Raw genomic sequence first — 19,933 nt, forward strand, 5'->3', positions numbered from 1 at the left:
TTTCGATTTATGAATTTAATTTTACAGCCGCACGTCGAACGATGCGATCAAGTGTTGTCACGCTACCAAAGAAGTAGACTAAACCAGTTTGGATCGGGAAAAAGATGACCGTTTTAAGTAAACGGGGTCCCCAGATCACCCAACTAAACAATGGTTGTCCATACATGATCGATAACCAAATCGGTGTCAAGCATAGATTGATCAATAACGTGATAGTCAACACACACCCTAGTGCGCGTTTGAATGTGACTGGTTTTTGATAAAAGAACCAACCATAAATGACTCCAGCTAAAAATGCATTAAATGTGAAGCCAATAAAAAAGGATGATTTCGCAAATAGTGCCATCCCTAAAAAGTCAGCTAACACACATCCGATCCCAGTCCATAAAGGACCAAACAGCATCCCCATGATCATAGTTGGAACAAATGAAAAGCTGATCGTTAGAAATTGTGTTTCAATTCCCAACATTTTCCCGACGATCGCAATAAGCGCGATCAAGATTCCCATTAAGGCAATCATGCGGGCATTTAATTTCTTGATATTCATTTTGAGCATCTCCTTAGCGAGTTGCTACACACGATATGCAGCGAATGCGAAGACAAAACCGCGGATCTTCATCCTTCGTCCAATAGGCAACATCCCATCCTTTTGGCACTTAACGCTTTATCTCCTACTCTGATTTTTTGTGAAGTGACTTCACACGTTCACTATACCATGCTGTACTTTGAACAACAATCGTTTTTTCATGAGTTTTCTAATTTTTTTCGAGATTTATTTCAGAAAATGTTCGGCTTTGCGCTTTTGCTTTTGCAAATACAGGAACGCTAAACAAGCGACTAAGATTTTTAGCGATGATAAAAGCCAAAGTAAAATCGATCATACTATGTAAGATCCCACCTACACCCAGTAATCCAAAAAGAAAACCAAAAAAGTTTTGATCGATTGCAGCACCACTGATCGAACCGGTCGCATAAAAAGCCCATACTATCGTAACTTCTGCTAGTACATGGATCAAGGCCATCACAAAATTAAACAATTGAAAGCGAACAGGATGACTGACAGTTTGTGGATAACGCTTCAAATAGATTGCACCGATCATAGCAAATACAACATGGGTCAAGGCTCTAGCTGCAATGATCAACGGGGTCGTCATCAAAAAACCAAACGTCGTCCCTAAGGCAACGGCAAGTGCCATCATCGGTGAAAAAAACATCGCCAACATGACTGGAACATGACTAGCGAGCGTAAATGAAGCTGGACCGATCACGACTTTAGGCATCACCATCGGAATCAAGATTCCCATTGCGATCAATAAAGCAGCGATTGTCAGTGAACGAACAGAACGAGTTTTCATACATTGCTCCTTAATGTGTCAAGACACTTTTGATACTTCGTATTGTACGCACAATCTCCTTATGTGTCAAGACAGTTAAAGAATCAAAAAAAGAAGCTATGACAGATTTCTGTCATAGCTTTTGTTAACGCAAGGCTTCCATCGCATTACTTAAACGTGCAAATTCTTCTAAACTCAATGTTTCCCCTCGTCTTGACGGATCGATTTGCGCTTCATCTAAGCTTTTTTGTAGCCAAGCTTTGGTTGCTTCGTCTTTACCATAATAGCTTTGTAAGTTGTTCCATAAGGTTTTACGACGTTGTAAGAAACCTGCTTTGGTTAATTTGAAAAAGGCTTTTTCATCCGTGACCGAAACCGCGGGCGTTTCGCGTCTAGTTAACTTTAAAATCGCAGAATCAACGTTTGGTTGTGGTACGAAAACTGTTTTTGGAACGATAAAGGCAACTTCTGCATGCATATGGTATTGAACAGCAATCGAGAGCGAACCGTATGCTTTTGTCCCAGGTTTAGCAGAGATTCGATCTGCAACTTCTTTTTGCATCATCACGACCATTTCCGCGATTTGAGCTTTCGATTCTAAAAAGTGCATCATGATCGGCGTCGTAATGTAATAAGGCAAGTTGGCTACGACTTTTATCGGTAAATTTTCTTTGAATTGCTCATTAAAGACCGTAGCGACATCTGCTTTTAAAATATCTTGGTGGATCACAGTCACATTATCATAAGGAGATAACGTATCTGCTAAAACCGGGATCAAGCGATCATCGATTTCAAAAGCCAATACTTGATGTGCATGTTGTGCTAGATGCTCGGTCAAAGCCCCGATTCCTGGGCCTACTTCGACTGCATTTGTATGTTCATCGATCTGAGCTGCTTCGACGATCTTTCGTAAAATATTTGGATCGGTCAAAAAGTTTTGCCCTAAACTCTTTTTAAATGTAAAGCCATGTTTAGCTAAAATCTCTTTTGTTCGAGATGGTGTTGCGATTTCGCGATATTCGTTCACAAATTTTCCTCCACTTGTTTCATTGCGTCTTTAAACGTTGCTTCATCGATTCGAAACATCGCCAAGCGCTTTTCCAATTGTTTACCATTAGTATACCCGATGCGTAGTAGATCCCCTAGCGCTTCACGACGTTCTTTGGCTTTGTCACCTGCAATCAAGCCATATGCCATCAAAGTAGCACGATCGATCACTGCTTCTTCTGCCTTATCGACTGGAGTAACGACTTTTTGTAAAGCCTCCAAGATCGCTGCATCACTCGCATGTTCGACACCTAAGCTACCACCTTTTTTCTTTGGGACAGCTTGATCACGTGGCAAAAATGCATGTTTTGCATCAGGGATCTCAGCCATGATCGTTTTCCGAATTTTTTCACCCGAAAAGTCGGGATCGGTAAATACGATCACGCCTCGTGTTTCTTGTGCGTGGGCGATCCGTTCTAAAATCTGATCATTGATCGCTGAGCCAATCGTTTCGATCGTATCCACTTCTAGTACTTGTCGTAGACGTCTCGTATCATCTTTTCCTTCAACGACGATCACTTCTTCAACTTTTAATTTAGACATGCTACTCACCGATCCTAAACAAGCGACGTGCATTTTGAGTCGTTTGATTCGCTACTTCTTCCACGCTCATCTCACGCAAAGCCGCAATCTCGTCGACTACATATTTGGTATAGCCAGGTTCATTGCGTTTGCCTCGAAATGGGACTGGTGCAAGATAAGGCGCATCCGTTTCGACCAATAAACGATCTAACGGTACGACTTGTGCAGCTTCTTTGACTTCAAGTGCTTTTTTAAACGTCACGACACCACTAAACGAAATATGCATGCCAAGATCTAAAAATTTCTTCGCCCATTCTCCATCGCCGCTAAAGCTGTGCATGATCCCACCGATATCTTGGATATTAGCTTCTTTTAAAATCGCATAAGTATCTTCCATCGCATCGCGCGTGTGGATACTGATTGGCAAGTTAAATTCTTTGGCGATCTCAATTTGGCGTTTAAACACTTTGGCTTGGACTTCTTTAGGATCTTCCATCCAATAATAATCCAAGCCGATTTCGCCTAAAGCCACGACTTTAGGCAATGTCAATTGACGGTATAATGTCGTTTCGATTTCTTTTGTATAGCTTCCAGCTTCTGTCGGGTGCCAGCCGATAATACTATAGATCCCGTCATAACGCTGACTTAATGCTAACGACTTTTCAATAGTCGGCGTATCAAATCCAACAACGGCCATTTCAGTGACACCTAATGTATGCGCACGGTCGATCGTTTCATCGATCTCATCTTGGAACTGTTCGGCATTTAAATGGGTATGCGTATCAAAAATCATCTATGTTCCTCCTTAATTCTCTTCCATACAATAGCATATTTTGACAAATTTCTAAATGGAAAGCTCTGATTTTCAAGAAAATCTCAGTCCTAGGAACGATGGCAAAAGTCTAGGCATTCTTTATACTAAATAAAAAGGAGATGGTTTCTTGAATCGATTGCTAACGCGTATCAAAACACTTATTCAAGCACCCAAAACAAAACAAGAAGCAGTAGGTAGTTGGAGCCACTGGTCCTTGTTTATTTTATTCGGTTTGCTTTGTATCGTGCCATTTTGGGGCAAAGGTTTGATCCTATTGGCATTACTTGGGCTCGTTGCATTGATCAATGGTCCGATGCTATTTGTATTTGGAATGATCTATACGGCATTATTTAGCCTGTTCCCTCCACTTGCCTTACTGTTTAGTTTGATCTTATTGATCCGCGAAACTTTTTTCTTTGTGCGCAATTGGCGCTTTGGCTTACTAGCCACTTATTTTTATGGTATGCCAGTTTTGTTTACCTTGCTTTTGACCCACTCACCTTATCCGATCGTTGTGACCAAACTCATTTTATTGTGTCTTAGTCTTTTGATCTTATATGCTTTGAGTGCGCTCGTTTACACTCGATCGTTTAATAGTCATGGTTTGCTTTGGAATGTGATCAGCATTCCATATGATGTGCTGTTATTCTTGATCCCTAAACGATTTTCTAAACGTTTCTCTCGACAAACGCATCTTTCCCCGGCGCGAAAGCATTTTAAATAATATATGTAATTTTTTAGTAATCGATCAAATCTTTTTTGTTTTGTTCGATTGCTTTTTTTGTGATTTTCGCCTATTCTAAGGTTATCTATTAATTCTAGTTAAGGAGCGCTTTTTGCATGATCTTCTTTTATATTTGTCTCCTTCTGCTCGTTGGTTTTCTAGTATATATCTTTGTTATCGAACCTAGCCGCTTGCTTGAAACGCATTATTTTATCCGTAAAGATAAGAAAAAAGTCTTGGATATTACAAGCGCAGCTGATCTTTATCAAGGAAAAACTAGTATCGTACTAGCGCAGATCAGTGACCTCCATTTTTCACGATGGTATCCACCGCGAAAACTCAACCGTGTGATCAAACAGCTACTTGTGACGAAACCCGATATGATCATCTTTACTGGGGACTTGATTTCAAACTACGCTCGTTGGCCACAACGCAATACCAAGAAATTGATCGAAAAGTTAAAAAAACTCCATGCACCACTAGGAAAGTTTGCGATTTTAGGCAACCACGATTATGCCCATGATGGCCAATACTTTGTTCGTGAAGTTTTAAAAAAAGCCGATTTTCAGTTACTTGTAAACGAACAAGCTTATTTTACAAATGACGATGTGTCTTTAACAATCGTTGGGTTAGATGATTCTTTGAAAGGTCGTCCTAGCTATAAGTATCAACAAACATTTGCCGATTGGCATATCTTACTGACTCACGAACCAGACAGTGTCGAAGATATCCCACATATCGATCGGTTTGATCTCGTCTTAGCCGGACACAGCCATGGTGGCCAGATTCGTTTACCACGTTATCGACCGACGCACAAAGGATCCACAAAATTCACCCACGGATTGTATTTGTTAGCTGAAAAGACATTGCTATCTGTAAACACGGGTATTGGGATGACTGCTATCCCAGCACGGTTAGGTGTCCCACCAACCGTTACGTATTATCATCTAGAAAAAGAAGAAAAAGCTGCCGTTTTAGTCTCTAAAAAACAAGGATCTAAACCACGTAAAAAAAGTGAGCGAGTCTAAACTCGTTCACTTTTTTTGTATCAATCCTTGTGCGATCTTCGTAAGGTTCCATTCCATCATCGCATAATAGCTATCACCAGTTTCACCCGGTTTTGCGATCGAATCGGTAAACAATTCACTATAGATCGGTTTATCGGTTTGTCGTGCAATGCTTTCCATCGGTTTTCTCGAGACACTCGTTTCAACAAACACCACTGGCACTGGACTATCTATCAAGCGATCGACTAGATCTTTTACTTGTTGTGGAGTCCCTTCTTGTTCCGTATTGATTGGCCAGATATAAGCAAACGGGATCTCATACGCTTTAGAAAAGTATTGGAACGCCCCTTCACTCGTGACGATCAACCGATTTTCCTCAGGGATCTGCGCGATTTGTTGGCGTATCTCATCATCTAATGTTTGTAATTTTTGGTTATACTGTTTTGCATTTTGCTCATATTCATTTTGATGATCTGGATCTTTTTGGCTTAATATGCGGGCGATCTCGGTGATATACTTTTGTCCATTTTCAAGCGCTAACCAAGCATGTGGATCTAGTTGCGCTTCAGTCTGTTCAAGACTCCCTTCAATATACAAGGGTTCTACTGTACGACTTGCGGCAAAATAATCTTGATCCGCTTGTTTATGCGTCGTCTCCATTAATTTTTGAAACCAACCATCACTTCCAGCTTCTAGGTTCAATCCATTGTAAACAACCACATCTGCTTCACTTACTTTTACGATATCTTCTGGTAACGGTTCATGTTCATGAGGATTTTTCCCGACTGGAACTAATGAATGGACCTGTACATGATCTTGTCCAACTTGTTGAACCAAATCATACAAAATCGAATTTGTGACAACGACCGATAGCTTGTCATTTTTTGGCGTCGCGGTTTGGAAAAATAATAAACTACCTAAACCAATGACCGCACTTATCACACCCACACTACGCCATATCTTGACTTGTTTCAATTGATGTTTGGGTGAAAAGACAAAGGCGAACACAAACTGTGCAGCTGCAAATAGCACGATACTTGAACCGGCGGACAAATTGTAAATATACCCGATCCACAATCCAAAAAAAGATGCGCTCGCTCCAAAAAAGGCTGCGAGAGCCAACATATAATGCAGACGTTTACTAAATAAAAAAGCTGTTGCTGCTGGTGTGATCAATAGCGAGACGACTAGCATCGTGCCGACACTTTGCATCGCGGTGATCGATACGATCGTCAGCAGTAGCATCAAAAGATAATGAAACCATTGAACTTTGATCCCACTAGCTTTAGCCATCATCGGATCAAACGAGGTCAAAAATAAGGGACGATAGCAAACGACCAATACACCCACTACCAAGATCGCGATCCCGATCGTTTGCCACATTTCTTGTTTTGTTACCGCTAGAATGTTTCCAAACAACACATGGAACAAATCAGTTGAACTGTTGGATACACCGATCAAGATGACACCTAAAGCTAAGAAACTACTAAAGGTAATGCCGATTGCTGTATCTTGTTTGATCACGCTTTGACTTGAGATAGAAGAAATCAAAAAAGAAGCCACGATCCCAAAACAAAGTGCTCCCCAAAAATAAGAGATGCCAAAGATATACGATAAGGCAACCCCAGGTAAAACGGCATGTGAGATCGCATCACCCATCAAAGATAATCCTCTCAAGATAATAAAACATCCTAGCATACCTGATACGATGCCGATGGCTAATGCCGTCACGAGAGCATGTTGTAAAAACGTATATTGTCCTAAAGCCTCAAAAAAAATCATGAGCTCCCCTCCTGTAAGATCATCGTTTGTGTGCCATAGGTTTTTGTGATCCACTTTGGAATGAATACGTCTTTAGTTTTGCCATATGTGATCAATCGTTTATTCATCAATATGACTTCATCAAAATAGTCGTTTACTTTTCCTAGATCATGATGGACGATAAAAATGTACGTTCCTTGATCACGCAATTGTCTTAAGACATTCATGATCAGTTCTTCGCTATTGCGATCGATCCCAACGAATGGTTCATCTAAAAAAATCACTTTCGCTTGTTGGACTAACGCTCGTGCTACTAAAACGCGTTGGAATTGCCCTCCTGATAATTCACCGATTTGCCGCAACGAAAATGACTCCATCTCGACTTTCGCTAATGCTTGATCGACTTTTTGCCATTCCGCTTTCGAGATCTTTTTATAAAATGGGCGATTTGGATACAACCCTAATGAAACACATTCTCTTACTGTAATCGGAAACGTCCGGTCGATTTCAGCTTTTTGTTCGACATAAGCGATATATTGGCGCAGTGCAGTGATCTCTTGTTGATCGATCTTTGCTTGACCTGTAGCTGGAACCAGTTTTAGTATCCCTTTGATCAAGGTCGATTTTCCCGCGCCATTTGGTCCTAATATCCCGATCAACGCTGGTGTTGCTATTGATACAGACACACGATCTACAGCAAGCTCATCTTTACGATAGCGAACACTGATTTCGTTTAACTCGATCATCGTTTTCCTCCTTTTTAGTTTAGTTCATTTTTTAGGCTAACCTAAACTTTTGATTCAGTATACCTTTATTTTGCTGCTTTTTCAAGATTCGTAGTATTTTTTTATGCTTTTGAAATTTACTATAAAAAAGTAAGGACTTATTTATTGTAAGTTATAAAAAAATAGTGTATGCTAAGTTCAGTTAAAAAATTAAAGATTAAGAATAGGTGGAAAAAACTTCATGAAAAACGTATTAGTCGTAAAAGGAAACAACCGTCCAGATGGAACTTCAACTGCAATGTATAACACATTTGTAGAAAACTTAGATGCAACAAAAGTAAACATCGATACATTTGATGTATTTGCTCAAGATATGCCTTATATCGGTCAAACATTATTTGATGCTTTTGGTAAAATGGCGACAGACAAACCATTTACAGATGCTGAACAAAAACTAATGGATATCCGTGAAGTCGTTCAACAAAAATTTTCTAAAGCAGACGTTGTCGTTTTTGCTTTCCCAATGTGGAACTTAACAATCCCTGCAGCATTACACACGTTCATCGACTACATCTTCCAAGCTGGTTACACATTCTCATACAACCAAGATGGAACAATGAACCAATTACAAGCAGGTAAAGAAATCATTTTACTTAACGCTCGTGGTGGAATTTACTCTTCTGGTGATGCAGTTGCTATGGAAACTGCTGTAACTTACATGGAAAAAACTTTTGGTGGTATGTTCGGTATGAACATCACAGACACAGTGATTATCGAAGGACACAATGCTGATCCTTCTAAAACAGCTGAAATCGTTGAAGCTGGTTTATCTCGTGTAGCTGAAGTCGCTAAATCTTTATAATAATAAAAAATAAGCGCTAGGTTATCCTAGCGCTTATTTTTTTGTTTTCTAAACATTTTGACGTACACTAGATAAAAAACTACTACACGGAGCGTGAACCATGGATATCAAAACGAGTGTGCAAATCCAAAAAGAATATTATCTAAGTAATCAAACTCGACCGCTAGCTTTTCGATTAATGCAATTAAAAAAACTAGAACGAGCAATCAATGAAAAAACGGACGAATTGTATCAAGCATTTGAACAAGATCTGCATAAGTCAGCTTTTGAAACATATGCCACAGAAATCGGATTTGTCTTACAAAGCATTCGTCAAACACGTAAAAAATTAGCCCGTTGGATGCGTCCTAGAAAAGCGAAAAATCCAACTTATCTTTTAGGTGCATCAAGCTATTCGATTTTTGAACCACTAGGCACTGTTTTGATCATGGGTCCATTTAACTATCCTTTCCAACTTGTGATCGAACCTTTGATCGGTGCCATCGCAGCTGGAAACACAGCAGTCATCAAGCCATCAGAGTATACGCCAAATGTCACCAAAGTCATTAAAAATATGCTCGCAACTATTTTTGATCCTGAGTTCGTTACAGTGATCGAAGGTGAAGTAAAAGAGACGACAGAACTATTGGCTCAACCGTTCGACCATATCTTTTTTACTGGTAGTCCTGCTGTTGGGAAAATCGTGATGAAAGCTGCAAGTCAGCATTTGGTTCCTGTAACGCTTGAACTAGGTGGAAAAAGTCCAGCGATCGTCACAGAGAGCAGTGAACTCAATACAGCTGCTGAAAAGATCGCTTGGGGAAAATTCGTCAATGCTGGTCAAACTTGTGTCGCACCTGACTATGTGCTTGTAGAAGAAAGCATCGCACATGATTTTACGCGTGAGTTGACGCTCCATTTACAAAAATTTTATGGTCTTGAACCTAAAAAAAGTCCAGATTTTGGGCGTTTAGCAACGGAAAAACACACCTCGCGCTTTGTTGAACTATTGCAACAAACCAATGGAAAAATCGTTTTAGGTGGTGAGATCGATGTCCCATCTCGCTTTGTCGCACCCACGATCGTCACAGAATTAACATTTGAGGATGCGTTGATGCAAGAAGAACTTTTTGGTCCAGTTCTGCCGATCTTGACCTATTCAAAACACGCGTTTGAAGAAGAAGTGATTCGACCGATCCAAAAACTCGAAAAACCACTCGCCCTATATCTTTTCACTAAAGAAAAAAAAGCCGAAGATCTCGTCTTGGCTAATCTAAGTTTTGGTGGTGGTGTGATCAACGATACCTTACTCCATCTAACGAATGAGTATCTTCCTTTTGGTGGTGTTGGCCAATCTGGTATGGGACATTATCATGGTCACTATAGCTTTTTGACATTCTCACATCAAAAAGCGATTGTAAAAAAACGCGAGTTACCAAAATTAGCGATGCTTTATCCACCTTATACCAATAAAAAGTTTGCCTTGATCAAAAAATTTATGAAATAAGTTAAGTTTTGCTTTTTTTTCAAATTTTTCTAGACCTTACTCGTGAACTTCTTTACTATAGAGATAAGAATGTATTTAAAGGAGCGAATTTCTTTTGGCACTGATCGATTTTATTATCCATATCGATGCTCATCTTTTGGCATTGGTCAATCAATATGGCTGGGGCGTTTATCCCCTGTTATTTTTAATTATCTTTGTAGAAACCGGCGTAGTTATCTTTCCTTTTTTACCAGGTGATTCTCTACTCTTTGCAGCTGGAGCATTAGCTGCTGTCGGCAGTAGTGTACTCCATCTTCCCACTTTGTTTTTGACTTGCGTCGTAGCAGCGATTTTAGGTGATTTATTGAATTATTGGCTTGGTCGAACATTTGGATTGAAGGTCTTATATGATGGAAAACTATCTCGTTTTATTCGACAAGAAGAAGTCGAAAAAGCGGAGCATTTCTTTAATGAAAAAGGAAAACATACGATTTTTATCGGACGTTTTTTACCTTTCGTTCGTACCTTTATCCCATTCATCGCTGGAGCTAGTCAGATGAGTTGGCGCTTGTTTAGCTTTTACAATATCGTCAGTGCGATCTGTTGGTCAGCGATCGGGTTGTTCGCAGGCTATTTCTTAGGATCGATTCCATTTATCAATGAACACTTCTCGATCATTATGATCGGAATCATCCTCGTGTCACTTGTTCCAATTCTTGTAACGATCATTAAAAATCGTAAAGTACGCACATCTAAATAAAAAAGTGGGCAGCGCGAATAAATAAGCCACCACATTGCCGATAATAGAGTCATCTATTTCGGTAATGTGGTGGCTTATTTTTGAAGGAGTTGCTTTTAGAAGACCGTTTATCCGATGTTTAGGCAGTGTGACAGCGTGCTGTCATGCCTCCTTTATTTTTTGGCAAAATGTTGGACTACAATGGTTTGTGTAGAGGTTTCAAAAACACCTACCCCCACTTGGTCAAAAAATTCCGTTTCCATCGTTTCACGATGACCTTGTTGACTATTACTTAAATTAGTAATGGAAAGTTTAGCACTTGTTTCAATCGACTCTTGATGTGGAATCAAGGCGATATTTTCTGCATAATCTGAAAAATCTGTGATGGCCAAATTTTGATAAAGTGACGCAAAACTTTGTCCATTCGGTCGTAGATGTTGGGCTAACTTTTGTTGATCAGCATAGCTAGTATCAAATGTACTGATTTCTTTTGCTCGTAGATACGCACCTGTATCCAGACGCGTTTCATGCTGTAACAGCGGTTTGCCTTTTTCCAGACGATAGGTCGCTAATTGCGTGTATACCGCTTGACTGATCGCTATTTCACGCGTAGTCGGTTGCGCGTTTAGTAATTCACTTGAAACGGCATACCAAGCGACTCCTTCATCTTGCCAGCCCGCTTTAACTAACAGATCGATTTCGTTTTGACTGATCGTATAATGGTGACTACCTGAAGTCGCATATTTATTATACGCCCGGTAGACTGGTGTACCGCTAGCTAATGCGTACCAACCAACTCCTTCATCTTGCCAACCTAATTGAACCAAATGATTTTTTTCACTTTCCGAACTCGTGTAATGATGATCCCCTGCTTTTCGATTGTATACCCGAAAAACCGGGATGCCTGCTACTGGAGCTTCAAATGCTTCTCCTTCGTCTTGCCAACCTAGATCGATCAACGTCTGACGTTCCACAGCAGAAGCCGTATAAAAATGTTCTCCACTATTTTGATTATACAAACGAGACATCATCTGTGTTTCTTTTGCTAAAACGGGTTTGGTTGACATAAAACTTGTCGCCATCACGAACACTAATACTAGTCCATAACGCTTCATAGCGTACTCCAATATTTTTTATAGTAATACATATGGACGACACCGGCACCTAATAATACTACTAGAACCAATCCTATTGGAACTAAACTATTGGGAACTAAATAGCTGACAAAGGCAACTGCACTTACCAAGATCCCTCCGATGATCAAGCCACTAAACTGCAATAAAACGAAGCCAAATGTTCCAGCTCCTCTTGAAAATAACTGTGTTAGATCGGTCCAATGACTAGAAAACAAGCGGAAGTCGCGCCAAAAATAGACTTGTGAAAAAATCGTACTGCCGATCAAGCCACCAATCATAAAGACGATCAACAAGATCAAAGGCATATGAAAAACAAAATACGCTACGATCATCAGTAAAAAGGTGATCCCAAACTGCACGCTAAGGCCAAATAAAAATTTTTGTCGTAGATAGTAACCAATCGAGATCGGTGTAGCATAAATATAAGGATAATTTTCTTTATCTAGTGATAAGATGATCGCAACAAGTGAAACAGGTGTAGTCACTAAATAACTCACTAACATCCCCGCATAAACCAAAGCTGCACTATATTGAAAAGACAGACCACTTAGATCGATCGTACCACTAGCCCCAAAACTAATAAAGAAAATGATTGGAAAGACAACCGATCCTGAGAACACTTGTAACAATAGATTTGGATCTTTGATCAACTGTAAATTGTACGACCATAATAATTTCGTCACACTTTGTGCTGGTTTAATTTTACGTGTCGGATTCCCTTCTATTGTCGAGATTTCAATCAATTCTTCGTAAAAATGAGGTAGGATAAAAAAACGTAAAATCAACGAAAGAACAAGTATTAAGACCACCATGATGCTAATAGACATCAGACTGGCTGTAGAAGTAAATTGCGTCGTAATATAAAACAACGGCATGAATAACGCAATCTTAGGGGTTTGACTGACTTCATCTAGACTACTAGAGCGATTAAAAAATAAGATCCCTACGACCACTAGACCTGTCGTAATCAGTAATAACGCTGATGTCACGATTTTTTTGTGTTTTTTATAAAAAGAGGTCTTGGCTAATCCAAAGACGAGAATACTCGAAAGAAAATACAAGATCAATAAACAACAAATAAACAAACAAATCCCGATACATACAGCAAAGACCACAGGCATGCCTGCACTGAGGCTACTAAGTAAAAACAAAATAAAAATCGGCAATAAAAAGGGAACGACCGCTAGACTGACTACGATCAACTTCGCGGTAAAAATCGTCCATTGTTTAAATGGCAATGGCAAATAGGCAGGAATATCTCGGCTTTCTAAAAACACATTTAAAATCGCACTGATCGTTTGTGATAAACCTAAAAGTCCAAAAAGACCCACAAAATAAGTAAACAACTCAGGACGCTTTGAAAAATCTGTAGAAAACATGATCGCGCCATAAATTACCGAAAAAATAATCGTGGACAATAAATACTGACTTAGGATCGAACGAACCAACGCATGACCTTGTTTGCCTTTAGCACGTCCTTTCTCAGTGACCTGAGGATTGGCAAACAATAAATTGACCCGAATGAGTTCTTTTAATTGTTCCATCTCACTACACCTCGCTTGGCTCGTCTTGATGAACGAGTCCTAAATAGATCGTTTCTAGTGATTCATTAGGATAACGCTCAAGTAAAGCATCTACTGTACCATCGTATAACAAGTTTCCTTGTTTCAAAATCGCTAAACGATCACATAACTGCTGGGCACTTTCCAATACGTGAGTAGAAAAAATAACGGTTTTACCTTTTTGTACATGCAACTTCATCATTTCTTTTAAATCAAAGGCTGCTTGTGGATCTAAGCCTTGTAGTGGTTCATCTAATATCCAAATATCAGGATCAGAGAGCAATGCTCCAATGATCATGGTTTTTTGACGCATCCCGTGTGAAAAACTCGCAATCGTTTCAGTTTGATGGTCTTGCATCGAAAAACGTGCCACAAGTTCTGGTAGGCGAGTCGCTACTTGATCTTTTGGAATCATATAGGCTGCGGCCATTAAAGACCAATATTCATGTGCAGTTAATTGTAAAAAAAGATCTGGTGAATCAGGTACATAACCAATTTGTTTTTTGATCGTTTCGCGATTGGTCGCTAAAGGTAAACCATCGATGACGATCGTACCTGACGTTGGCTGTAAGATACTGACCAACATTTTGATCAACGTCGACTTGCCGGCACCATTGTGACCTAGTAAACCATAGATCTCACCATTATTGATGGTCAAATCAAGGTTGCTGAGTGCTTTTTTGGGACCATATTTTTTTGATAAAGCCTGGATTTCAATCATGTGAACCCCTCCTTTTTCTCTATCCTCTCATATTCATCTTGATTTTGCAAAATACGTCAAAACACCACCACTACTCTGCAATCAGAGCTAGTGATGGTGTTTCAAATAAACTACGTGTTGCTTCACGAATCCGTTTGGCAACGTAAGGATTATTCATAGTATAAAGATGGATTCCATCGACGCCTTGTGCCACTAAATCAACGATTTGATCAACAGCATAGGCGATTCCAGCATCGCGAATCGCTTCTGGATTATGTTCATAACGCGCCATCATTTTTAAAAATTTTTCAGGCAAGGTCACATGTGACATTTTGGTGATCCGCTCGATTTGTTTTTTATTGACGACCGGCATGATCCCAGCTTGGATCGGCACTTCGATCTGAGCCAAAGCACAACGTTCTAAAAAGCGGTAAAAATATTGATTGTCAAAGAAAAGCTGCGAGACCAACTGACTGGTCCCGGCTTCAACTTTTTCTTTTAAGAAACGGATATCTTCAATTGCATTTTTTGCTTCTAGATGAGTTTCTGGATAACAGGCTCCGATAATATTAAACGCGCCATGTTCTTTGATGAACGAGACTAGATCTGCCGCATGAATAAAATCGTCACTCGTAGGCTTACCTGGTATGATGTCTCCTCTTAGCGCTAAGATATTGTCGATTTTTTTTGCTTTAAGTTGCGCTAAAATCGTCAAAATCTCCGCTTTTGTAAAATGGATCGCTGGTAAATGCGCCACACTAGGTAAAAACTGCTCCGTTTGGATCTTGTGTGCGATCTCAACTGTCTGCAAGTTTTTGACCGATCCACCAGCACCTAATGTCACACTAATAAAATCTGGCTGCTGGCCTTTCATTCGCTCCAATGTCGTATAGATCGTATCAAGAGACGTTGTGGCTTTTGGTGGAAAGACCTCATATGAAAATACGGTCTTTTGTTGAAATAGTTGATCGGTTCGCATCGTATTCCTCCCTTTTTTGCACAGCAGCAGTCACTAAATGACGCAGACTAGCATACGTTTCGGCTTCATGCCGTGTTTTTAGACCACAATCAGGATTGATCCATACTTGAGAGATCGGCAATTTTGCTAAAATCTGATCGATCGTTGTTTCCATTTCTGCTACTGTGGGAATGCGTGGTGAATGAATATCATAGATACCTGGCCCCACTTGTGTTTTAAAATCCTGATCACGTAAGGCATCTAAAATCGCCAAATTCGAGCGTGATGCTTCAAATGAAATCACATCTGCATCCATTTGATCGATTTCACGAATGATATCTGTGAATTCGCTATAACACATATGCGTATGGATCTGTGTTTCAGGCTGTACTTGACTATGCACTAGACGAAAAGCCGGAATCGCCCACTCGAGGTATTGACTATGCCAATCGCTTTTTCGTAGTGGTAATTTTTCACGTAACGCTGCTTCATCGATTTGAATGATCTTTATCCCTTTTTCTTCTAGCTCTAAGACTTCTTCTTGGATCGCTAAAGCAAGTTGTAGCGTTGCTTCTTTTAATGAAATGTCTTCACGTGGAAAAGACCAATTTAAAATCGTGACCGGTCCCGTCAACATTCCTTTGACCGGTTTATCTGTCAGCGACTGTGCGTACACCGTCTCTGCTACTGTCAAAGACCGTTTGCGATAAATATCCCCCCAAATAATAGGTGGCTTGACACATCTCGTGCCATAAGATTGAACCCAAGCTTTTTTGGTAAAGACATATCCTGCAAGTTGTTCTCCAAAATATTCAACCATATCATTGCGTTCAAATTCACCATGGACTAATACATCTAAACCAATCTCTTCTTGAAATGCGATACACTCCGCAATTTTTTTAGCGATCCGTTGTTGATAGTCTTCTAGTGTTAACTCGCCTTTTTTATACGTTGCCCGCCATTGCTTGACCTCTTTGGTTTGTGGAAATGAACCGATCGTAGTCGTAGGCAATAAAGGCAGTGCTAAACGAGATTTTTGAAGTGTTGCTCGCACTGCTAATTCAGGTAAACGCTTGAAATCAGCTGACGTGAGATTTGCGATCCACTGAGATACTTCTGGATTTTTTACAAAGCGCTGTGTCGCAAACAATGCTTGATTACGAGTCACATAGGTCTCTTTTCCTGTTGTAAAATAAGCTTTTAATTCTGCTAATTCTGTTAGTTTTTCAAGAGCAAATGCAAAGTGTCGGCTGATCGTTTCGGGTAATTGAGGTTCATTCGTTAACGTATAGGGTACATGTAGCAATGAACAAGATGTCGACAAAATTACTTTCGCTTTATTTTGCAAGCGCTCGATGGTTGGAATTGTTTTTTGATATTCATTGCGCCAAATATTTTTGCCATTGACCACTCCTGCAACTAACCATTTATCCTCAGGAAAACCAAATCGTTCGATCAATTCAAGATTTTTACGTCCCTCGACAAAATCCAGACCGATTCCTGCGACTGGTAAAGCCGTCAAGGTTTCATAAAGATCACGAACGTCACCAAAATACGTTTGAATCAAAATCTTCGGTCCCACGTGTCCAGCCAAAAGCGCTTCGTATAACGCTTGGATCGCCTGCTGCTCTGCCAAAGATAAATCAAAGACAAATGCCGGTTCGTCGATTTGGATCCACTCACAACCAAGCGCCTCTATTTTTTGGAAAAGCTCACGATATGCTTGGATCAGTTCAGGATAGATCGCTTGTTTATCCTTATTGCCAGTGTAATTTGCTAAATTTGCTAAAGTATAAGGACCCACGATCGTCGGCCGTGTGTTGATCCCAAGTTCATTTGCTTCTTTGATTTGATCAAATAAGCGGGTTCCACTGACTTTGATATTTGTAGCATCTTCGATTTCTGGAACCATATAATGGTAATTTGTGTTAAACCATTTTTTCATCGCAAGTGCGGTCACATCCCCTTTTTCTCCTTGATACCCTCTTGCCATCGCAAAATATGTCTCCAGTTCTGTCAGTCCTAATTGTCGATATTTTTGCGGAATGATGTTAAATAATGTTGCTGTATCTAATACCGTATCAAAAAATGAAAAATCACCACTTGGTATAAAATCTAGACCTTCTGCTTTTAATCGCTGCCAATGTGTCTTCCGCAGCGCTCTAGCCGTTTCTTCCAATTCTTGCTCAGTTAGTTCTTGACGAAAGTAACGTTCAGTACTAAATTTTAACTCCCGGTGCTCTCCAATTCTTGGAAATCCAACGATCGATGTTTTCATAAATGCTCCCCCTTAAAGATAGTGACCCTACTGTATCACGGCAAAACTATATAGGATAACTCTTAAATTTTATGAGTTGTTATAGTTTAAATTTATATTTCGGGTTATTTATGCTTCTTTTAAGTTATTTTTGGTATAGTAGAGTAGATAGGAATTTATGTAAAAAATAGAAAAAGGAGCGTGTATCATGCCTGTCTTAGATCAAACCAATAAACAAGCAGTACAAGCGTATCAAACCTTCGTAAATACTTCGCCATTTGGTCAAATCACTCAAAATATCGCTTGGCAAGCAGTCAAAGAAAACTGGGAAGGGCTTTATGTCTATGTCGAAGAAGCGGGGCGTATCATCGCAGCGGCTTCGATTTTGATCGGCCAAGGTCCAGAAGGAAGTCGTTTTGCGTATTGTACAAAAGGACCGGTAATGGATATGCAAGATATCTCGTTATTTAATCAACTTGTTACAGAGTGCAAAAAAGCCTTACCTGAAGATGTCTATCTTCTTAAATTTGATCCAGAGATTAAATATGATGAAGAATTGATCCAATCCCTCACAGATGCTGGCTATGTAATCTTGAGTCGAAATATTGAAGCACTTGGGATGCACGGAACGATCCAACCGCGATTGAATATGGTGATCCATTTTGATAAATGTGAAACAAGACCGACTTCATTACATGATCTTGTTCCTTCTAAGATCAAAAATAAGTTGAAAAAAGCGGTCAAAGATGGTGTCGAAGTCACTTATGGTAATGGTGTAGAAGAACTAGAGGCATTTTATACTTCTTATGAAACAATGAGTAAGCGTCATGGAATCAGTTATCGTCCAAAAGTCTACTTTGAACAGATGCAAAAAGCCTTTCCAGGAACAGAACAGATGCGGATTTACTTAGCAAAAAAAGATGGCGAATTGCTCTCCACTGGTGTGGCGTTTAAAGCTGGTGACAAAATTTGGTACATGTACGCAGGTTCCATGGATACGTTGTTATATAATGCACCATATGCCGTGCAAGAAGCAATGGTACAATGGGCGATAGACGCGAACTGCGCGCGTTATGACATGGGGGGAATCGAAGCTGAATCAACTGAAGATGGCTTGTATACCTTCAAGCGTAACTTTGTGCGCGAAGGAGCAGTCGAATATTTAGGTGAAATCGATGTCGTATTAGATCAAAAACTATACGATAAAGTCTATCAAGAAAAATATAACCAATAAAAAAGAGGCTGTGACAGAAGTGGATCACTTCAAGAAATAAGCCAAATAATTCCGACAATAGGTTCACCTATTTCGGTAATTATTTGGCTTATTTCCGAAGGAGTTACTTCTGGAACACCATTTATTCTATTTCTAAAAGGGTGTGAAAGACTTTTGTCACACCCCCTTTTCATATAAAAGACGTGTAACTGTCCGCGACTCATTTTACGTTGTTTTCAATTTTGCGATTCGTTCGCGTACTTTATGGATCGATTGTTTCGAAGCATTTTGCCGTTCGAACATGAATATCACATAAAGTGAATCTAAGATACTCAGCTGAGCGATGCGTGAAGATAACGCTTCTGAACGAAATTCAGTCTCTTCAGCGATTGAAACAAATACTGCATCCCCTAATAAAGCCAGTGGCGACTGCTTTGAACTAGTCAATACGATCAACTTAGCTCCGACTTCCTTAGCTGCTTGTGCAATTTCGATGGTCTCTTTTGAACGACCAGTATGTGAGATCAACACTGCACACTCATTTGGCTTCATCAAAGAAGCTTCCATTAACTGGATGTGATAATCCGTGCTATGATGGACGCGAATTGGTGCTCGTAAAAATTTATGGTATGCATCTGTTGCTACAATCTCAGAACCTCCTACGCCAAAAAAATAGACGGCTTCGGCTGCTTTCAAATAACTCAACGCTTGTGCTAATGATTCTTGATCTAAAAATTTTCGCGTATCTAAAAGCGTTGCGATATTCGTGTCAAAGACTTTTTGCGCTTTGACGAGTAGGCTATCACTATCGTAAATATTCTCATGGATCACAACTTCTGCTTCACTGCGTCCTTGCGTCAAGAGCGCTAATTTAAAATCTTTAAAGCCTTGATAACCTAATTTACGTGTAAATTGAAAAATCGTGGATGGAGCAATCGCCAACGTTTCCGATAGTTCACTAATAGAATTGCTTCCGACATCGACAGGATGCTCTAAAATAAAATCCGCGATTTTCTTTTCTTTTTCGCTAAGATTTGTATAGATCGATTTGATACTCAAGCGAATGGAATCACTCATACGTCCCCTCCTGTTCCTATAGCGCTTATT

19 protein-coding genes and 1 riboswitch are annotated in these 19,933 nt (G+C 39.8%); of the genes, 6 read left to right on the plus strand and 13 right to left on the minus strand.

Annotation, left to right across the window (positions count from 1 at the left end):
• Window positions 1-7: 7 nt before the first annotated feature.
• The 5 genes from QZ413_RS04250 to QZ413_RS04270 form a co-directional block, all read right to left on the minus strand.
• Complete coding sequence (locus tag QZ413_RS04250) at window positions 8-547, minus strand: folate family ECF transporter S component (protein ID WP_297076798.1); 540 nt, start codon at window positions 545-547, stop codon at window positions 8-10.
• 36 nt (window positions 548-583) lie between these two features.
• Window positions 584-681: riboswitch (THF riboswitch) on the minus strand.
• Between the two features lie 74 nt (window positions 682-755).
• Window positions 756-1,355 carry a hypothetical protein gene (locus QZ413_RS04255; protein WP_297076800.1) on the minus strand — a complete coding sequence of 200 codons (600 nt, stop codon included), beginning with the start codon at window positions 1,353-1,355 and terminating at the stop codon, window positions 756-758.
• A 124-nt stretch (window positions 1,356-1,479) separates the two neighbouring features.
• Window positions 1,480-2,361: a 16S rRNA (adenine(1518)-N(6)/adenine(1519)-N(6))-dimethyltransferase RsmA gene (gene rsmA, locus QZ413_RS04260; protein WP_297076801.1), complete on the minus strand. Its 882-nt coding sequence runs from the start codon at window positions 2,359-2,361 to the stop codon at window positions 1,480-1,482.
• Window positions 2,358-2,924, minus strand: coding sequence for a ribonuclease M5 (gene rnmV, locus QZ413_RS04265; protein WP_297076803.1), 567 nt, complete (start codon window positions 2,922-2,924; stop codon window positions 2,358-2,360). The genes rsmA and rnmV overlap by 4 nt, the downstream gene beginning before the upstream one ends.
• 1 nt (window position 2,925) lies before the next feature.
• On the minus strand, window positions 2,926-3,696 hold the full coding sequence (locus QZ413_RS04270) for a TatD family hydrolase (RefSeq protein WP_297076806.1): 771 nt from the start codon (window positions 3,694-3,696) through the stop codon (window positions 2,926-2,928).
• 148 nt (window positions 3,697-3,844) lie between these two features.
• Here QZ413_RS04270 and QZ413_RS04275 point away from each other — a divergent pair, with 148 nt between their 5' ends.
• Together QZ413_RS04275 and QZ413_RS04280 are read left to right on the plus strand one after the other, a co-directional pair.
• Window positions 3,845-4,441, plus strand: coding sequence for a hypothetical protein (locus tag QZ413_RS04275; RefSeq protein ID WP_297076809.1), 597 nt, complete (start codon window positions 3,845-3,847; stop codon window positions 4,439-4,441).
• A gap of 116 nt (window positions 4,442-4,557) precedes the next feature.
• Window positions 4,558-5,469: a metallophosphoesterase gene (locus QZ413_RS04280; protein ID WP_297076812.1), complete on the plus strand. Its 912-nt coding sequence runs from the start codon at window positions 4,558-4,560 to the stop codon at window positions 5,467-5,469.
• 6 nt (window positions 5,470-5,475) lie between these two features.
• On the opposite strand, the gene QZ413_RS04285 is transcribed toward QZ413_RS04280, so the two are convergent.
• Window positions 5,476-7,230, minus strand: a complete 1,755-nt coding sequence (locus QZ413_RS04285) for a metal ABC transporter solute-binding protein, Zn/Mn family (RefSeq protein ID WP_297076815.1) — start codon at window positions 7,228-7,230, stop codon at window positions 5,476-5,478.
• Window positions 7,227-7,955, minus strand: a complete 729-nt coding sequence (locus QZ413_RS04290; protein ID WP_297076818.1) for a metal ABC transporter ATP-binding protein — start codon at window positions 7,953-7,955, stop codon at window positions 7,227-7,229. Before QZ413_RS04290 ends, QZ413_RS04285 begins: the two co-directional genes overlap by 4 nt.
• Window positions 7,956-8,175: 220 nt before the next feature.
• Here QZ413_RS04290 and QZ413_RS04295 point away from each other — a divergent pair, with 220 nt between their 5' ends.
• The 3 genes from QZ413_RS04295 to QZ413_RS04305 all read left to right on the plus strand — a co-directional run bounded on the left by QZ413_RS04295 (window position 8,176) and on the right by QZ413_RS04305 (window position 11,021).
• Window positions 8,176-8,796: an FMN-dependent NADH-azoreductase gene (locus QZ413_RS04295; protein ID WP_297076820.1), complete on the plus strand. Its 621-nt coding sequence runs from the start codon at window positions 8,176-8,178 to the stop codon at window positions 8,794-8,796.
• 100 nt (window positions 8,797-8,896) lie between these two features.
• Window positions 8,897-10,282, plus strand: coding sequence for an aldehyde dehydrogenase (locus tag QZ413_RS04300; RefSeq protein ID WP_297076823.1), 1,386 nt, complete (start codon window positions 8,897-8,899; stop codon window positions 10,280-10,282).
• A 94-nt stretch (window positions 10,283-10,376) separates the two neighbouring features.
• The gene (locus QZ413_RS04305; protein ID WP_297076825.1) at window positions 10,377-11,021 is read left to right on the plus strand and encodes a VTT domain-containing protein; all 645 of its coding nucleotides are present in this window, start codon (window positions 10,377-10,379) and stop codon (window positions 11,019-11,021) included.
• Window positions 11,022-11,173: 152 nt separating this feature from the next.
• Here QZ413_RS04305 and QZ413_RS04310 read toward each other — a convergent pair whose 3' ends face one another.
• The 5 genes from QZ413_RS04310 to metE form a co-directional block, all read right to left on the minus strand.
• Window positions 11,174-12,115: a CAP domain-containing protein gene (locus QZ413_RS04310; RefSeq protein WP_297076828.1), complete on the minus strand. Its 942-nt coding sequence runs from the start codon at window positions 12,113-12,115 to the stop codon at window positions 11,174-11,176.
• Window positions 12,112-13,680: a hypothetical protein gene (locus tag QZ413_RS04315; RefSeq protein ID WP_297076831.1), complete on the minus strand. Its 1,569-nt coding sequence runs from the start codon at window positions 13,678-13,680 to the stop codon at window positions 12,112-12,114. The genes QZ413_RS04310 and QZ413_RS04315 overlap by 4 nt, the downstream gene beginning before the upstream one ends.
• Window positions 13,681-13,684: 4 nt before the next feature.
• Window positions 13,685-14,419, minus strand: coding sequence for an ABC transporter ATP-binding protein (locus tag QZ413_RS04320; RefSeq protein WP_297076833.1), 735 nt, complete (start codon window positions 14,417-14,419; stop codon window positions 13,685-13,687).
• 70 nt (window positions 14,420-14,489) lie between these two features.
• Window positions 14,490-15,377: a methylenetetrahydrofolate reductase [NAD(P)H] gene (gene metF, locus QZ413_RS04325; RefSeq protein ID WP_297076838.1), complete on the minus strand. Its 888-nt coding sequence runs from the start codon at window positions 15,375-15,377 to the stop codon at window positions 14,490-14,492.
• On the minus strand, window positions 15,331-17,634 hold the full coding sequence (metE, locus tag QZ413_RS04330; RefSeq protein WP_297076842.1) for a 5-methyltetrahydropteroyltriglutamate--homocysteine S-methyltransferase: 2,304 nt from the start codon (window positions 17,632-17,634) through the stop codon (window positions 15,331-15,333). The genes metF and metE overlap by 47 nt, the downstream gene beginning before the upstream one ends.
• A gap of 187 nt (window positions 17,635-17,821) precedes the next feature.
• On the opposite strand from metE, the gene QZ413_RS04335 reads away from it, so the two are divergent.
• Window positions 17,822-18,847: a peptidoglycan bridge formation glycyltransferase FemA/FemB family protein gene (locus QZ413_RS04335; protein ID WP_297076844.1), complete on the plus strand. Its 1,026-nt coding sequence runs from the start codon at window positions 17,822-17,824 to the stop codon at window positions 18,845-18,847.
• 204 nt (window positions 18,848-19,051) lie between these two features.
• On the opposite strand, the gene QZ413_RS04340 is transcribed toward QZ413_RS04335, so the two are convergent.
• Window positions 19,052-19,903 carry a MurR/RpiR family transcriptional regulator gene (locus QZ413_RS04340; protein ID WP_297076847.1) on the minus strand — a complete coding sequence of 284 codons (852 nt, stop codon included), beginning with the start codon at window positions 19,901-19,903 and terminating at the stop codon, window positions 19,052-19,054.
• Between the last annotated feature and the right edge of the window lie 30 nt (window positions 19,904-19,933).

The organism is uncultured Enterococcus sp. (genome assembly GCF_913775425.1).
In the GTDB taxonomy this organism is placed as follows: Bacteria; Bacillota; Bacilli; order Lactobacillales; family Enterococcaceae; genus Enterococcus_G.

Excerpts from the sequence above, each read along its gene's own strand:
- rnmV (WP_297076803.1), bottom strand. The coding sequence starts at position 2,924 with ATGTCTAAATTAAAAGTTGAAGAAGTGATCGTCGTTGAAGGAAAAGAT.
- QZ413_RS04255 (WP_297076800.1), bottom strand. The coding sequence starts at position 1,355 with ATGAAAACTCGTTCTGTTCGTTCACTGACAATCGCTGCTTTATTGATC.
- QZ413_RS04270 (WP_297076806.1), bottom strand. The coding sequence starts at position 3,696 with ATGATTTTTGATACGCATACCCATTTAAATGCCGAACAGTTCCAAGAT.
- QZ413_RS04300 (WP_297076823.1), top strand. The coding sequence starts at position 8,897 with ATGGATATCAAAACGAGTGTGCAAATCCAAAAAGAATATTATCTAAGT.
- metF (WP_297076838.1), bottom strand. The coding sequence starts at position 15,377 with ATGCGAACCGATCAACTATTTCAACAAAAGACCGTATTTTCATATGAG.
- QZ413_RS04335 (WP_297076844.1), top strand. The coding sequence starts at position 17,822 with ATGCCTGTCTTAGATCAAACCAATAAACAAGCAGTACAAGCGTATCAA.
- QZ413_RS04310 (WP_297076828.1), bottom strand. The coding sequence starts at position 12,115 with ATGAAGCGTTATGGACTAGTATTAGTGTTCGTGATGGCGACAAGTTTT.
- QZ413_RS04280 (WP_297076812.1), top strand. The coding sequence starts at position 4,558 with ATGATCTTCTTTTATATTTGTCTCCTTCTGCTCGTTGGTTTTCTAGTA.
- metE (WP_297076842.1), bottom strand. The coding sequence starts at position 17,634 with ATGAAAACATCGATCGTTGGATTTCCAAGAATTGGAGAGCACCGGGAG.
- QZ413_RS04340 (WP_297076847.1), bottom strand. The coding sequence starts at position 19,903 with ATGAGTGATTCCATTCGCTTGAGTATCAAATCGATCTATACAAATCTT.
- QZ413_RS04320 (WP_297076833.1), bottom strand. The coding sequence starts at position 14,419 with ATGATTGAAATCCAGGCTTTATCAAAAAAATATGGTCCCAAAAAAGCA.
- QZ413_RS04290 (WP_297076818.1), bottom strand. The coding sequence starts at position 7,955 with ATGATCGAGTTAAACGAAATCAGTGTTCGCTATCGTAAAGATGAGCTT.
- QZ413_RS04250 (WP_297076798.1), bottom strand. The coding sequence starts at position 547 with ATGAATATCAAGAAATTAAATGCCCGCATGATTGCCTTAATGGGAATC.
- QZ413_RS04285 (WP_297076815.1), bottom strand. The coding sequence starts at position 7,230 with ATGATTTTTTTTGAGGCTTTAGGACAATATACGTTTTTACAACATGCT.
- QZ413_RS04295 (WP_297076820.1), top strand. The coding sequence starts at position 8,176 with ATGAAAAACGTATTAGTCGTAAAAGGAAACAACCGTCCAGATGGAACT.
- QZ413_RS04315 (WP_297076831.1), bottom strand. The coding sequence starts at position 13,680 with ATGGAACAATTAAAAGAACTCATTCGGGTCAATTTATTGTTTGCCAAT.